The organism is Streptomyces varsoviensis (assembly GCF_000718635.1).
Classification (GTDB): domain Bacteria; phylum Actinomycetota; class Actinomycetes; order Streptomycetales; family Streptomycetaceae; genus Streptomyces; species Streptomyces varsoviensis.
The window spans coordinates 1-15,453 of sequence record NZ_JOBF01000036.1 but is presented as its reverse complement, the minus strand read 5'-3'; the positions used below and the strand labels follow the sequence as shown (position 1 = coordinate 15,453).

11 protein-coding genes are annotated in these 15,453 nt (G+C 71.5%); 7 read left to right on the top strand and 4 right to left on the bottom strand.

Annotation, left to right across the window (positions count from 1 at the left end; genetic code table 11):
• Positions 1-971: 971 nt before the first annotated feature.
• Complete coding sequence (locus tag IF55_RS33515; protein ID WP_030886373.1) at positions 972-1,877, top strand: alpha/beta hydrolase family protein; 906 nt, start codon at positions 972-974, stop codon at positions 1,875-1,877.
• A gap of 51 nt (positions 1,878-1,928) precedes the next feature.
• Here IF55_RS33515 and IF55_RS33510 read toward each other — a convergent pair whose 3' ends face one another.
• Positions 1,929-3,128: a Dyp-type peroxidase gene (locus IF55_RS33510; protein WP_030886372.1), complete on the bottom strand. Its 1,200-nt coding sequence runs from the start codon at positions 3,126-3,128 to the stop codon at positions 1,929-1,931.
• A 234-nt stretch (positions 3,129-3,362) separates the two neighbouring features.
• Here IF55_RS33510 and IF55_RS33505 point away from each other — a divergent pair, with 234 nt between their 5' ends.
• Positions 3,363-4,610 carry a right-handed parallel beta-helix repeat-containing protein gene (locus tag IF55_RS33505; RefSeq protein WP_030886370.1) on the top strand — a complete coding sequence of 416 codons (1,248 nt, stop codon included), beginning with the start codon at positions 3,363-3,365 and terminating at the stop codon, positions 4,608-4,610.
• Positions 4,611-4,628: 18 nt separating this feature from the next.
• Here IF55_RS33505 and IF55_RS33500 read toward each other — a convergent pair whose 3' ends face one another.
• The 3 genes from IF55_RS33500 to IF55_RS33490 form a co-directional block, all read right to left on the bottom strand.
• Positions 4,629-5,354, bottom strand: a complete 726-nt coding sequence (locus tag IF55_RS33500) for a hypothetical protein (RefSeq protein WP_037966057.1) — start codon at positions 5,352-5,354, stop codon at positions 4,629-4,631.
• Between the two features lie 285 nt (positions 5,355-5,639).
• On the bottom strand, positions 5,640-8,105 hold the full coding sequence (locus IF55_RS33495) for an SdrD B-like domain-containing protein (RefSeq protein ID WP_245661618.1): 2,466 nt from the start codon (positions 8,103-8,105) through the stop codon (positions 5,640-5,642).
• A 546-nt stretch (positions 8,106-8,651) separates the two neighbouring features.
• The gene (locus IF55_RS33490) at positions 8,652-9,521 is read right to left on the bottom strand and encodes a helix-turn-helix transcriptional regulator (protein WP_030886361.1); all 870 of its coding nucleotides are present in this window, start codon (positions 9,519-9,521) and stop codon (positions 8,652-8,654) included.
• A 78-nt stretch (positions 9,522-9,599) separates the two neighbouring features.
• Between IF55_RS33490 and IF55_RS33485 the strand changes: the two genes are divergently transcribed.
• From IF55_RS33485 to IF55_RS33465, 5 genes are all read left to right on the top strand, one after another.
• Positions 9,600-10,538, top strand: coding sequence for an SDR family oxidoreductase (locus tag IF55_RS33485; protein WP_169767304.1), 939 nt, complete (start codon positions 9,600-9,602; stop codon positions 10,536-10,538).
• Positions 10,538-11,482, top strand: a complete 945-nt coding sequence (locus IF55_RS33480) for an SDR family oxidoreductase (RefSeq protein WP_048832992.1) — start codon at positions 10,538-10,540, stop codon at positions 11,480-11,482. Before IF55_RS33485 ends, IF55_RS33480 begins: the two co-directional genes overlap by 1 nt.
• A 98-nt stretch (positions 11,483-11,580) precedes the next feature.
• Positions 11,581-11,790, top strand: a complete 210-nt coding sequence (locus tag IF55_RS33475) for a tautomerase family protein (RefSeq protein WP_030886354.1) — start codon at positions 11,581-11,583, stop codon at positions 11,788-11,790.
• 216 nt (positions 11,791-12,006) lie between these two features.
• Entirely contained in the window at positions 12,007-12,843 is an 837-nt protein-coding gene (locus tag IF55_RS33470; RefSeq protein WP_037966052.1) for an NmrA family NAD(P)-binding protein, read from the top strand.
• Positions 12,844-12,942: 99 nt separating this feature from the next.
• Positions 12,943-13,962: an AraC family transcriptional regulator gene (locus IF55_RS33465; RefSeq protein ID WP_063764088.1), complete on the top strand. Its 1,020-nt coding sequence runs from the start codon at positions 12,943-12,945 to the stop codon at positions 13,960-13,962.
• The last annotated feature ends 1,491 nt before the right edge of the window (positions 13,963-15,453 follow it).

Sequence of the window (15,453 nt, the reverse complement as noted above, 5' to 3'; positions counted from 1 at the left end):
GCACCTCGCCGGCGCGCCAAGTCGGCCGAACCGCCGGGTACCGGGTCACCAACTCGCCCAGCACAATCTCGTCCTCGGCGTGGGCAGGTGCGGGGCCCGCGGCGTAGTGCGTCCGGCGTCGACGAAGCCCGCAGCCATCTCGGTTGATTTCGCACCCAGGCCCCCGCCCAACCGCGCAGATCGTCGGCGTCGGCCAGCGGGAATCCGAACAGCTCACACAACAGCAGGGGCGATAACGACCGCGCCAGTACGGTGTCGAGCTCGAACTCGGGCTGCCCGGCGGCGTTTTCGAGCAGCATTTCCTCGTACCGGGTGACCAAGCACACTCTCATCCCGATCGGGGGAGGGACGGTGTCCACCACCGGTACGTGTTGCCGCGAGGGTGCGTAGGCGGAGCAGGGGCCACGGGTGAAGCCCGCAGTGGTCGCCCCCAGTTGACCCGGTGTTAGCCGGCTTGTCGATGGTTGACAAGGTCCGGGCACTGGGCTCGCGTTTCTGACGGAAAGGGATTGGAGTGACTGGTCACCGGACGACCGGGAACGGAGACGCCGAACCATGATCGTATCACCGGCCGCCAACACCCCGGCGGGCAGCGGATGTACGCGCTGGGGGCAACCGGACTCAGTGACTCACAACAACACCACCCGAGTTGCGGCCTTACGAGTGGGTGCGAGATGGCGTCCGCAGGAACGCGGCCAGGGGGTGTTTGCGTGTTGCGCGCGCAACACGGCGGTGCGGTGGGGTGCCCAGGCGGGCGGGAGGCGGGCGGGAGGCGGGCGACGTGTCCGGTCTGAGGCGGGTTGTGGACGCGGCGCCGTGCGGGCTCCGGCGAGCGAGGGGGTGGCGCGCGGACAACTTTTTTCGGCGGGGCTGAAGCTCTTGCGTAGCGGAACCTTGTTCCGGTACAGTTCCGGAACGAGGTTCCGCTAAGAGTATGCGGTACGCGTCCCGTCGTGAGGAAGCCAGCGCCCATGTCCACTCCCGCACAGCACCAGACGATCGCGATCAAGCCGATCATCGTTCCCGCCGAGGGACGGGAATTCGAGCTTCAGGTGAAGGTGACCGCCCCCGTCCAGGGCGCCGACCTGCCCGTCATCGTGTTCTCCCACGGCAACGCGTGGTCGATGGACGGCTATGAGCCGCTGGTCGACCGCTGGGCCGCCGCGGGCTTCGTCGTCGTCCAGCCCACGCATCTCGATTCCCGCCGGTACGGCATCGGGTTCGACGACCCGCGCTCCGGCACCATCTGGCGGGTTCGGATCTCCGACCTCCACGGGGTGCTCGACCACCTCGGCCACGTCATGGAGCAGGCTGGGCTCACCGACCGGGTCGACCGGGCACGCGTGGCGCTGGTGGGGCATTCCTGGGGCGCCCAGACCGTGGGCACGCTTCTCGGCGCCCGTATCGTCGACGACGCCGGCCACCCCGGGGAGGACTTCTCCCGTCCCGGCGTCAAGGCCGGCGTCTTGATCGCCGCGACCGGAACGGGCGACTCCCTGACCCCGTTCGCTGTCGAGCACCTGCCCTTCATGCGGCCGGACTACAGCACCATGAGCACCCCCGCGCTCATCATCGCCGGTGAGAAGGACCAGTCGCAGATGTCCACCCGGGGCCCGGACTGGTTCCTCGACGCCTACCACCTGAGCCCCGCGCCGAAGCGATTGATGACCGTACCGAACGGCGGGCACACCCTGGGCGGCATAGCCGGGGAGGCCGTGGCCGAGACCACCGACCCCGACCCCGCGCGCGTGGTCCTGGTGGCCGACGCGGTCAGCGCCTACCTGTCCGACGCCCTCGGCGTCAGCGCCGACGCCTGGTCCACGTTCCGCGCCGCGGCGGAGGCCGAGCAGGGGGCAGTCCTGCGGCACAAGGACTGACCTCCATAAACCCCGGCCATCGTTCCCGACAGCGGGGCCTGCCCCCGGTGGCTACGCGGGCGGTCGGCCGAAGAGTTGGGAGCCCAGCGGGCGGTGGCGGTCGAAGCCGGGGAGGATCAGGAAGGTCGCGCCGGCGGTCGTGGTGGTGAAGGGCAGCAGCGCGTCGGAGGTTTCCATGTGAGTGAGGGTGGCGGTGAAGGTCCGCAGGTCGTTCTGGAAGCTGATGAAGAGCAGTCCGGGGGCGGGCTCGTCAGTGGTGTACGAGCGGCGGAGCATGAGACCGACTCCGACAGCGGTGGAGTGTGCGCGGCGCGCGTGGGCGGTGGCGGGGACGAGGTAGCGGCCGTCCGGTGTCTTGGCTCCGAGGTCCGGGCCCGAGTCGGCGGCGCCGCCGGAGAAGGGGACGCCGCTGGCCCGGCGCCGCCCGAAGACCGCTTCCTGCTCGGCCACGGAGAGGGCGGCGAAGCGCGGCAGGTCGAGTTCCATACGTCTTAGGACGGCGAGGGTGCCGCCGGCGACCGCCGGGGGGCCTGTCAGCCATAGGTCGCGCTGTTGTTCCGCGGCCGTGTGCGGGCCCACGATGCCGTCGATGAAGCCGAGGGGGTTGCGGGGCGCGGTGAGGCCGTTGCCGACGGACACGTTCGCACCGCGGCGTGCGGACTGGCGCCAGCGTTCGCGGAGGCGGTCGCCGGCCTGGGCCAGGAGCGCGGCGGCGACGACCGGTAAGAGCAGCGCGTCGCCGGCGCAGATCTGTATCAGCAGGTCGCCGCCGCGGGCTCGGGAGGCGATCCGCTCGCGGGAGAAGCGCGGGAGGTCGGTCGCGCCGGGCAGGGAGGCGCCGGCCGCGCGTACGAGCCGGGGGCCCACGCCGACCGTGACGGTGAGGTCGCCCGGTGGCAGGCCCATCAGCCGCGGGTCGTTCCCGGCGGTGAGGGTGAGGATGGCCTGGCCGAGTTCGGCGAGCAGCGGGCCGGGGTCCGCGGTGGCGCCGAGGTCGGCCACTACGGCGAGGAGGTTGGGCTGGGCCGGCTGGGGAAGCGTGATGCCCGCCTGGTGGCGGCCCGTCGCGGAAACGGGTGTGGGAGTGGAGGTCGAGGTGGAGGCGGGGACGGGTGTGGTCGCGGAATCAGGGGTGCGCCGGGGCGGCTCGGCGGTGTCGGCCGCGCATCCCGCGGTCAGGCCGGCGGCCATCATGGCGCCGGTGACATCGAGGAACGTACGGCGTGACGGGTGGTGTTCGGCTCGGCGCATGGTGCGCAGAGTGCCACACCGGAACCGTACGTGCGCTCAACCGCGCGATTCTGGTGTGGAATTGGGCGCCATGCCAGACTGGGGATCATGCCTAGATCAGCTCTTCGCGCGTTGGCGGCCGTAGTGGGCACGCTGGCATTGGTGGCCGGTTGCGGCGGCGGCGATGGCAACGGTGATGGCGATGGCGGGTCGGGCAAGGGTCGGCGTCCGGACGGTGCGCGGGTGACGATCCGGGTGCCCGCCGACGCCCCGACGATCTCGGCGGCGGTTTCCTTGGCGCGCCCCGGCGACCTGGTGCTGGTCGCTCCGGGCGTCTACCACGAGTCGGTGCGGGTGGGCACGGCGCGCGTCACCCTGCGCGGGCTGTCCCGGGACAAGGTCGTCATCGACGGGCGGTTGCGCCAGCCGAACGGCGTCGTCGTCTCGGCGCCCGGGGTGTCCGTGGAGAACCTGACCGTGCGGAACAACACGCAGAACGGGGTGCTGGTCACCGGTTCGGCGAAGGCGGCGGCCGGCCTGCCGGGCGGGAGCGGCGGATACGACACCGGCTCCGAGCCCGTCAGCTTCCTGAAGTCGTTCCTGGTCTCCCACGTGACCGCGACCCGCAACGGGCTGTACGGCATCTACGCGTTCTCCGCCCAGAACGGTGTCATCGAGCACTCGTACGCGTCGGGCGGCGCCGACTCGGGGATCTATGTCGGCCAGTGCAAGCCCTGCAACATCGTGGTGCGCGACAACGTCGCCGAACTCAACGCGGTCGGCTACGAAGGCACCAATGCCAGCGAGAACATGTACGTGGTCGGCAACCGCCTGACCGGCAACCGGGTCGGGCTCACCACCAACTCCGACCACCAGGAGAAGCTGCTTCCGCAGAAGGGCTCCGTTATCGCGGGCAATCTGATCGCCGCCAACCAGCAGCAGGCCACCCCGGAGCAGGCGGACGGCGGTTGGGGCATCGGCGTCGGCGTCGACGGCGGCAGCGAGAACCGGTTCCTCCGCAACCGCGTCGTCGGCAACCGCAACGCGGGACTGATGATCACCGCGACCGCCGACCTGCCTCCGGTCGGCAATCAGATCGTGGACAACACGTTCACCGGCAATGGCGTCGACGTCGGCTGGACGTTCCCCACCGCCACCCGCGGCCGGGGCAACTGCCTGCGGGACAACGACCTGCGCACGACCGTGCCCGACCGGCTCACGACGACCGCGGCCTGCCCGCCCCCGGCCGACCCCGCTACGCGGGGGGAGTCGCCCTCCCCCACTGGGCCGCCCTCGCCGTCCGGCACGTGGGAGGCGCCGAAGGCGCCCGGCGGCATCCCGTTCACGGAGGTCGCCGCGCCTCCCCAGCAGCCGCAGTTCCCCGCCGCTGCCACGGCGGGCGCCACCGTCGTCCCGGCCGTCCCGGACCTGCCGAAGACGGACGGCATCCGGCTGCCGGAGGCGTCCCTGCTCGCCGCGTACGCGCTGGTGGAGGCCGCCTGAACAGCGCCTGAGCAGAGACTACTTGAACGGGGAGGTGGCGGTGCCGGGAGCCGGCTCGACCGGCACGTACTGGTGGGTGTCGAAATCGATGACCACCGGCTCCGGCTGCGAACGCACGCTGACGCGTACCCGGTACATGGTGCCGTCGGAGCCGAGCCAGTAGCGCACGGTGCCCGCCGTACCGGAGTGGCCAGGGGAGGACGGGCCGGTCATGACGTCCACCCGGTGCCCGTCCAACTGCTCCCGCCCCTGCCAGGAGGCACCGTTCTGCGACAGCAGTTGGGCGTTGTCCGGCCGGTCGCCGCCGAGGCCGAGGGCGATGGACAGGGAGGTGTCCAGTGTGCTGCCGGCCGACAGCAGCGGGCGTTCGTACCAGCCGGAGCGGGGCGGAGAGGCGGGCGCCTGCGCCGGGGCGTTGGCCATCGGGAGGACGCGCACGGAGGCGGGCGTCCACTGGATCAGCCCGTCGCTGGATTTGTCGCGCCCGGTGCCGTGCACCACGCCGTAACCGGCCTTGCGCCGGTAGTCGACGGACCCGGTGACGGTCAGCGTGCCCCCGGTGCCCGGCACGGTGACCGTCACCGCGCGGCCTCGCGCCTGGTAGTTGAGGAAACGCGTGAGCGCGAGCCGGCCCGCCTCATCCGAGGTCAGCGGGCGCGGATCGCCGCCGGAGCCGCCCCCGGAGCCGTTGCCGCTGTCGGCGATCAAGAACGCGGCTGCCCCGGCCGCCGCGACGGCCGCGATGCCGATGCCGATGACGGCCGCGGCCCGGCGCGACCGCGGACGCCATCGGCGCCGGTCAGCCGTACGACCCGGTGGGGCCTGCCGGGTTCTCGCACTCCGTACGCGGTACGACGCTGGCACGCTCCGTATCCATCCTTCCGATCGCCGATCGATCACCACACCTGAAGACGGCCTGCCCGCCCGCACCTTTCGGATCGCGGACGGGCAGACCACCGTTGTGCGGTTCATTCAGTGGTGCGTGGTTCGTTCAGTGCTGCGCGGCTCGTTCAATGCTGCGCGGTTCGGTCAGTGCTGCCGAGCGCGGCGGTTCCGGGTCACGTACGCGATGACCAGGCCCGCGCCCACCAGCAGACCGGCGGCGCCGATCAGTTCCGCCAGCCCCGGCGTACCGGTGTGTGCCAGCGAACCTCCGCTGCCGCCAGCCGGGTTCGGGTGGTTGGCGGGCGGCGCGGGCGACGGCGGAACGGAGGCCGCGGGCGGCGTCGGAGTCGGGGTGGGTGTGGGGGTGGGGGTCGGCGTCGGGGTCGGGGTCTCCTTCGGGATGTAGACCCCGGCGTCGATGGTGTGGTCGACCCCGCCCGGCTTGTCCGGCGCCGTGACGGGCGCGTAGCCGTTGCACAGCCGTCCGGTGGTCGGCGGGGTCACATTGGAGTCGTGCGCGCGGTCGCCGCCGGCCCGCGGGAGCGTGAATCTCAGCGCGCTCGCCGGGGGCTGCTCGGGCACCCGGCTGGTGTCCGCGGTGCACACGTCGAACTGCACCGTGTACTTCGCGCCGGGCGTGAGCTCGTACGCGGCGCCGACACCGCCGAAGTAGTACTCGCCCTCGGCGTTGGTCTTGGTCGTGGCGACCTGTTTGCCGTCCGCGTCCAGCAGGTTGATCGTCGCCCCGGGGAGCAGTACGTGCCCGGGGTCCTGGATTCCGTTGTGGTCGCCGTCGAACCACACGACGTTGCCGATCTGGATCGGGGCGTTCGCCGCCGCGTAGGCGATGTCGCCGAGCCCGCCGGCCTTGCCGAAGCCGCCTTGTTCCCGGCTGACGAACTGGAAGCCGTTGTGGGTCGGGTCGTTGCCCGGGCCCGCGCCGGTGGTGATGTTGTGGTACCCGGTCCCGGAGGTCGCGACGTCGGCGACCGGGTCGAACTCCGTGCTGACGACCCATTCCTGCCGCGGGATGTAGGCCACCGACCCCAGTGCGGTCTCCTGGTGCGCGCCGCCGAAGGAGTCGCCCGGGAAGTATTCGACGACGTCGGCGGGCTGGCCGCCGCTGTTGGCGGGGGTGGCGTGGTTGGGGCAGCTCCCGGTGCCTTCCCACTGGTATTCGCCGGTGGGAGTGGCGCAGACCATGGTGATGTCACCGCCGGACATGCCGTTCTCCGCCGTGCCGTTCCCCGGTCGGGGGTCCAGCCCGCCCCAGCTCATCACGTCCATGAACCGGTCGCGGAAGCCCAGGATGATCGAGCCGTCGCGGCCGAAGGCGAGGGAGGACAGCTCCGGCTGCGGGTCGATGAAGACGTTGCCGGACTTACGGTCCTCCCACGTGTCCAGGCTGGTGTTCCACGGGTTCCAGTGGGTGGCCTTGTCGCCGGCGCCGAAGACGCTGCCGCGCTTGTCCGTGAGCTGGTGGCTCAGGACGGTGCTGAACCGCTTGCCGTCATAGGTGGAGACGAATGCCTTCAGGTCCGAGCGCTTCTGCGTGCTCTCCGCGCTGCACACGCCGCCGACGTACAGCTTGTTGTCGTGGGTCTGGAGCCCGAACGGCCGCCAGTCCTCGGGGCTCGCGCACCCCGGGTCCGGGATCGGGACCGTCGACTGGGGCGCCCCGGCGGTGCCGCCTGTCGCGTCGAAGCTCACCAGGCTGCGGGTCCGCAGGTTCACCGCGTACAGCGTGGAGCCGTCCTCCGACAGGGCCAGGCCGCCGATGCTCTCCTTGCCCGGCACGTCGGTGAACCCGGCGTCCTTGATCATGTTGCCGGTGTCGTGCCGCGTCTCCGCGGCGTCCGGCACCCGCGCGAACAGCTTCGGCGCGCCCGAGCCGTTGACCGGCACCGTGTAGATCGCGCCCCCGCCCTGAGGCCCGTACGGGGCGTACCGGCGGGCGAACGCGCTCTGGAACAGCCGGCTCCGGTCCTTGTCGTACGCCAGCCCGAACGTCGTGCCCACCTGGTCCTGCGTGGCCAGCGTGGCCGGACACGCCGTCTTGGTGGGACACGTGCCCCGGACCTCCGTCCCGAACGCCACCAACGCCCGTTTGTCGGTCCCGTTGGCACCGTTGTGGACCGGTACGAAGTACCGCGACTCCGGCAGCGTGTAGTCGGCCGGGTTCCACACGCCCGTCACCACCGAGGCGTTCTTGCCGTCCGACACGTCGACGAACGACGTGAAGCTGCTGAAGTGGTTCTCCTTCGTCGACGCGGGCGCCGCCCGCAGATAGCCGTTGTACGGGGCCGGAATGCTGACGTCGACGCGGTACTGGCCGCCGCTCAGCGCGGCCGACGGCTCCACCACGACCTTGCCGGTGGCATCCGTGACGCCGCTGACGACGTGCCCGGCGGGGTCGGTGACCGCCACCTTCATGCCGCGCTGCGGTACGTCCATCGTCGCGTTGATCACGCCGGTGCCGAAGAAGTCGCGGAGCACCTCGACCGTCAGCGTGCCGTCGGCGGTCGCGGCGGCGGCCGGGCCGGCCGTCGCCCCCAGGGCGCCGCCCGCCAGCAGCAGAACAGACAGACCGATGCGCGCCGACGGCTCCATGAGCCGCCCGGCTAACCGGCGCGGGTCTCTACTGCCTCGGTTCATGGCATCACACTCCACACTTCTCTTCTTCTCTTGTGGTGTTTTCTTGTCGTGTTCTCTTGTCGTGAAAACGAAGCGCTCGCTTCTCGCTGCTCGTGTCTCTCGCTACCCAGGGAAGAAAAGCGGCCCAGCGCCGTTGCGTGGACCGCTTTGTGATGGTCATATGAGGACATGCGTGTGCGTTACCGGCACCGCGGGCCAGGAAAGGTAAGCGCGCGTTCGCCATATCGGGCAGAATGCCCTGAATTGCTGGTTCTTGCAGCTCAATCACGGCGCCCTCGCCCCCTGCCCACCTCGCCGATCATCACCACGAGCGCGCGAATCTTAGCCGCTGGACCCCACCGTCACCAGCAGAATCCGTGGTATTCATCGGGAGATCTGCGACGGCGGTGGATTTCTCCGTTATGCCTGTGGTTTTCCGCGTACTTTCCGCGCCACGGGCCACATGACGGGGGGGGAGGAGAAGGCCCCGGGGCCTGGGCCCTTGGGCCCTGGTTCTGGCTCTCAGTGGGGCAGGCCGGAGACTTCCTGGGTGCCGAGGACGGCGAGGAGGTCGAGGAGGTCGGCGCTGTCGGTGCCCACGGCGGGGGTGAACCAGAGGAGCCGCTGGCGACCGTCCTCGCTGAAGAGATTGAGGCAGTTGACCTCGACCAGGCCGAGGGCGGGGTGGTTGATGCGCTTGCGGTCGTCGCGCCGGAAGGCCACGTCGTGTTCGGCCCACAGTGCGGCGAACTCGTCGGAGACGGCGAGCAGCGTACGGACCAGGGAGCCGGCCTCGGCGTCCTTGGCGTCGCGGCGGGCAGCGGCGGCCCGCAGGTCGGCGACGAAGGCCCTGGACTGGTCCGCGTGGTCGGCCTCCGGGTACAGCAGCCGGGCCTCGGGCTCCGTGAACCACCGGTGGATGAAGCTTGCCCGGGGGCCGCGGAAGCCGGACTGATCCCCGAGCAGCGCGACGGCCAGCGGGTTCTGCACGAGGGTGACGTGCAGGTCGGTGATCACCTGGGCGGGCGTCGAGGTCAGCCGGCCCAGCAGGTCGAGCATGCCGGGGTGGACGTGCGACGCGGGCCCGCCGTGCACGGGCACCGGGCGGTCGGCCAGGTGGTAGAGGTAGTCGCGCTCGTCGGCGGTCAGCCGCAGGGCCCTCGCCAGCGCGGCGATCATCTGCTCGGAGGGCTGCGAGCCGGCGCCGCGTTCGAGTTCGTTGTAGTAGTCCACCGAGGCGCCCGCGAGGTGGGCGACCTCGTCGCGGCGCAGCCCGGGCACCCGGCGGCGGGGGCCGTGCGGCAGCCCCACGTCGGCCGGGCGGATGCGCTCGCGCCGCGAGCGCAGGAACGCGCCCATCTCGGCGTACTTAACAGAACCCATGTCTCCCATTCTGCGTCCGGCAGGGCCGGCGACACAGGGGATGAGATCCCCTGGTTCCGCCGGCCGACCCCGCGCACCGTGGAGGACATGACTACGAACCAGCCCGATCAGCCCGATCAGCCCGATCAGCCCGATCAGCCCGATCAGTCCGATCCCATTCCTTCCGCGACGGGGGCCTCGGCGGCGGGGGCTTCGACAGCGGGGGCCCCGGCGGCGGGGGCCTCGGCGGCGGGGGCCGGTAGCCCTTCCGCCGCAGCCGGGGCCTCGGCATCGCGGGCGGGTAGCCCTCCCCCGGCAGCCGGGCGCGTCGCCGTCGTCACCGGCGGATCGCGCGGCATCGGCCGGGCGGTCTCCCTCAAGCTCGCCCAGGCCGGCCTGGCCGTCGTCGTGAACTACGCGAGCGACGCGGCCGCCGCCGAGGAGACGGTGGCGGCGATCACCGCCGCCGGCGGGCGGGCGATCGCCGTACGGGCCGACGTGGCGGACGAGAACGCGGTCGCCGCGCTCTTCGACCGGGCGGAGCAGGAGTTCGGCGGCGTCGACGCCGTCGTGAACTGCGCCGGCCGGCTCGCCCTCTCGCCGGTCGCCGACCTCGACCTCACGGTGCTCGACGCCGTGTACCGCACCAACATCCGCGGCACCTTCGCCGTCGCCCAGCAGGCCGCCCGGCGGCTGCGCGCGGGCGGCTCGTTCGTGGGCTTCTCGACCTCCGTCGTCGGCACCCAGTTCCCCGCCTACGCCGCGTACGCGTCGAGCAAGGCGGCCGTCGAGACGCTCACGATGATCCTCGCCCGCGAGCTGCGCGGCCGGGACATCACCGTGAACACCGTCGCCCCCGGCCCCACCGCCACGGATCTGTTCCTCGAAGGCAAGACGCCCGAACTGATCGACCAGCTCGCGAAGACCCCGCCGCTGGAGCGGCTGGGCACCCCGGAGGACATCGCCGAGGTCGTCGCCTTCCTCACCAGCCCCGCGGGCCACTGGGTGAACGGCCAGACCCTGCGGGCGAACGGGGGGATGGTGTGATGACACAGGGTGAGGGAGGGGCGGAGCGGCCGGGCAGGGAGGCCGCGGAGCCGAAGGTCGTGCTGGTCACCGGCGCGTCCAGCGGCTTCGGGGCCCTCACCGCGCGGGCCCTGGCCGAGGCCGGCCACGTCGTGTACGCCGGGATGCGCGCCACCACGGGCCGTAACGCGCCCGCCGTCGCCGCGCTCGCCCGGTTCGGCGAGGACCGCGGCGTACGGATAGCCGCCGTGGAGATGGACGTACAGGACCAGGGATCGGTGGACGGCGCCGTCGACCGCGTGCTGGCGGAGCAGGGGCGCGTCGACGTGGTGGTGCACAACGCCGGCCATATGGTCCTCGGGCCGGCCGAGGCGTTCACCGTCGAGCAGCTCGCCGAGGTCTACGACATCAACGTGCTGTCCACGCAGCGGGTGAACCGGGCCGTGCTGCCGGTCATGCGGCAGCAGGAGCGAGGGCTGCTCGTCTGGGTCGGCTCGTCCTCGACCCGCGGCGGGCACCCGCCCTTCCTCGGCCCCTACTTCGCCGCGAAGGCCGCGATGGACGCCCTCGCCGAGAGCTACGCCGCCGAACTGATCAAGTTCGGCGTCGAGACGACCATCGTCGTCCCCGGCGCGTACCCCAGCGGCACCAACCACTTCGCCAACGCGAGCACCCCCGCCGACACCGCGCGGACCACCGCGTACGACGCCCCGTACGGCCGACTCAGGGACACCATGACCACCACCCTGAGCGACATCTTCCCGGCGGGGCACGGGGCCGACGAGGTCGCCGACGACATCGTCCGGGTGGTCGGCCTGCCGCACGGCGAGCGCCCCTTCCGCACCCATATCGACCCCAGCCGCGACGGCAGCGAGGTGGTGTCGGCGGTGTACGACCGCGTCCGCGCGGAGTTCTACCACCGCGTCGGCATCGAAGAACTGCTGACGCCGCAGGCGAGCCTCTGATCAAAGAGGAGCGGTTTTCTTCCGCCAACAGAAGAAAAAACACCCACAGACCATCGGTCACCGATCTCATTTTGATCAACCACTCAAGGAGAAAAGCCATGCCTTTCGCCAATTTCAAGGTTCCCGCCGGCACTGTCACCGCCGAGGACAAGAAGAAGATCGTCGAGCGCACCACCGACCTCTACGCGGAAATCTACGGTGAGCGCGCCCGGCCCACCACTGTCGTCCTGATCGACGAGGTCGTCGACGGCGGCTGGGGCGTCGGCGGCAACGTGCTGACCGCCGCCATGCTCAACGGCGAAGCGTGACGCCTAAGGTCTGACGTCTGACCGTCGTCCTCCGCCGGGTGGGTCCCGGCACCACTTGCACTTGAACGTGGTGCCGGGGCCCACCGAAGCCGTATCCGAGGTGAGGTCGTGGACGCGGTGAGGCCGTATCGGCGGTGAGGCCGTGGACGCGCGCGTATGGGATTGAGATTCGGGGCCATGTTCCGGCTCAGGGGGCGGGGATTGACTGTGGTCATGATGCGTAATGCGGAACAGACAGCGGAGCAGCCGGCGACGAAGACCCTCGTCATCGGCGGTACGGGCAAGACCGGGCGGCGGGTCGTGGAGCGGCTTGCCGCGCAGGGGCGCGAGGTGCGGGTGGGGAGCCGGAAAGGGGACCGGCTCTTTGTGTGGGAGGACGCGGGTTCTTGGGGTGCGGCGCTGGAGGGGGTGGGGAGTGTTTACGTGACCTACTTCCCGGACCTCGCCTTTCCGGGGGCGGCCGAGGCCGTCGGGGAATTCTCGCGGTTCGCGGTGGAACGGGGCGCGGGGCGGCTGGTTCTGCTGTCCGGGCGGGGCGAGGAGGGCGCGCGGGTCAGCGAGGAGAGGATGAAGGAGTCCGGGGCGGACTGGACGGTCGTACGGGGTAGTTGGTTCAACCAGAATTTCAGCGAGGGCTTCTTCCGGGACGCGGTGCGCGCCGGTGAGCTGGCGCTGCCGACCGGGGAGGCCGCCGAAGCGTTCGTGGACGCCGATGACATCGCCGACGTGGTGGTGGCGGCGCTCACCGACGCCCGGCACGTCGGCAGGACGTACGAACTGTCCGGCCCTCGACTGTTGACCTTCGGCGAGGTGGCCGCCGAGTTGTCGAAGGCCGCTGGCCGCCGGATCGACTACGTGCCGGTCACCCTCGACGCGTACCGCGCCGCCCTGGCGGAACACGGGGTGCCGGTCGAGTTCGCCGACTTGTTCTCGTTGATCACCGACGGCCGTAACGCCCATCTCGTGAACGGGGTCGAGGAGGTCCTGGGGCGTGCGCCCCGCGACTTCTCCGCGTACGCGCGCGACGCGGCGGCGGCCGGCGCCTGGGCGTAGGCGGGCCCCGTCTGCTCGCGCCCCGTCTGCTCGCGCCCTGTCTGATCGCGCCCTGTCTGATCGCGCCCCGTCTGATCGCGCCCCGTCTAGGCTGGCGGCATGGACACGATGGCGGGCCTGCTCGGCGGCCCAAAAGCCCGTGACGCGTTCATGATGAAGACGGTCTTCCATCCGCCGTGGTCCCTCCGGATCGAGGACCGTGCGCCGATCTCCGTGGCGACCATGGTGCGCGGCGACGCCTGGGTGTACCCGGACCGCGCGCGTCCCTGCCTGCTGCGCCCCGGTGACGTCGCCCTGCTGCGCGGGCCCGACGCCTACACCATCGCCGACCGGCCCGGGACGCCCGTACAGATCGTCGTGGGCCCCGACCAGCGCTGCCGCACCGTCGCGGACGGCAAGGACGTCACCGAGAGCACGGCGCTGGGCGTACGCACCTGGGGCGAGGCGGAGCGGGCCGGGGCGTCGGTCATGCTCAGCGGTACGTACCAGGGGCCCAGCGAGGTCGGGCGGCGGCTGCTGGGCGCGCTGCCCGCGCTGCTCGTACGGCCCGCGGGGGCGACGGACAGCCCGTTGGTGCGGCTGCTCGCCGACGAGATCGGGAAGGACGAGATCGGCCAGGGGCTCGTACTCGACCGGCTGCTGGACCTCTTGCTCGTCGACGTACTGCGCGCCTGGCTGGCCGCGCCGGGTTCGGGGGCGCCCGGCTGGTACAGCGCGCAGGCCGACCCGGTGGTCGGGCCGGCCCTGCGACTGCTCCACGACCGGCCCGCCGACCCCTGGACGGTGGCCTCGCTCGCGACCGCCGTCGGCGCCTCCCGCGCCGGGCTCGCCCGCCGGTTCACCGAACTGGTCGGCCACCCGCCCATGGCGTACCTCGCCGAATGGCGGGTCTCCCTCGCCGCCGACCTGCTGCGCGACCCGGACACGACCCTGGAGACAGCCGCCCACCGCGTCGGCTACAGCGGGGCCTTCGCCCTGAGCGCCGCCTTCAAACGCATCCGAGGAATGAGCCCGCGGCACTTCCGGGAGGAGGGCGGGGAGGTTTCCGCGCAGGTGCGCGGGGGCGGCGTTTTGGGGGAGGGCTCCTCCTCGGGGGAGACCGTGGTGTTGGGCGCGTGAACGCCTTGGGGTGATGGCGTCCGCCCTTTGTTGTGCGGTCAGGCACGTGGACCGGGCCAGCTCGTCGCCTCGCTGAGCAGCCTCACCCGGCATTCGCCGCAGGTCCCGGGGGTGGAGGAGAACGGCATCGGGAGGGGCAGGGCTGGGCTCGGTTCGCTGCCTGCAGGTGGGGCTGTAGCTGAGGTCAGGGAATGCTCGCTGCGCCGCGCCGGTGATTGCAGGGTGCGTTGCTGCTGAAGGTTCATGCCAGCAGCGGCCAGAGGTTGACTCGCTGCCTGCGGTTTGGGTAGGGGCGGGCGTCACTGATCGTCGCTGGGTGGGGCGGTATTGCGCCCGACTGGGTGCGGCTTTCGTCTCGGACCCTCCGGGCCCAAGGCGCTGGCAGCGGGAGGGGAGGGGGCCGGGCTGAGGTCCGGCTCGCTGCCCGCCGGCCGGTGGGTGCCTGAGGTCAGAGAGGACTCGCTGCGCTTCGTCGCTGGCTGCTGCCGCGAAGTGGCCGCGGCGGGGTGTTCGGGCGCGGCTCGGGGGAGGGCGCGGGCCTATGATCCACGGCAGTCCGGCAGGGGGCGGCGCGCTGCGCTGCGCCGGTGGTTGTGAGCGCGGGTGCGTTGTGGCTTGAGGTTCAGGCCAGCGGCGACGAAGGGTGGGCAGGGGTTGGCTCGCTGCCTGCGGTTCGGGGAGGGGTGGGTGTCACGGCTTGTCGCTGGGTGGGGCGGTATTGCGCCCGGTTGGCTGCGGCTTTCGTCTCGGACCCTCCGGGTCCAAAGCGCTAGCAGCGGCGGGGGGAGGGGGCCGGGCTGAGGTCCGGTTCGCTGCCCGCCGGCCGGTGGGTGCCTGAGGTCAAAGAAGGCTCGCTGCGCTTCGCCGCTGGCTGCTGCCGCGAAATGGTCACGGCGAGACCGTCGGGTGCGGCTCGGGGAGAGGCGCTCGCCTGTGATCCACGGCAGTCCGATGGGGCGGCGCGCTGCGCTGCGCCGGGGGCGCTGGCCGTTCGGGTGCCGTTTCCGCCCACAAGGGGCGGGGGGTGAGGGTGGGGAAGCCCCCTCCGATGCCCAACGCGCCCGATATGCCCGGCCTGGGAGGTTGAATAGGCAACCGGGTTGGGTTACCGCCCAACTTTGCGTCCGAAATGGCGCTTTCGTCGGACGGCAAACCAACCCTACCTGCGAGTAGACCTCAAAGCCCTGCCACAGCGCTCCAATCTCAGCCCCCTCGCTGCGGCGACCAGCGGCTCAGCGCAGCGGCGCACGCCTCACCCCAGGCCACCCCCTCCGACGGCCAGCGTGCCCGATATGCCCGGCCCGGGAGGTTGAACGGGCAACGGGGTGGGACTGCCGCCCGATTCTGCGTCCGAAAAGGCACTTATATCGGGTGGCAACTGCCTCTACCTAGGAGTAACGCCCACGGCCTCCTCGACAGCGCCCCTGCGGCAGCACACGGCGGTGGAGCACAGCGCAGCGGGCCAACCCGCCCCAGCCCCGCCCCCTCCCC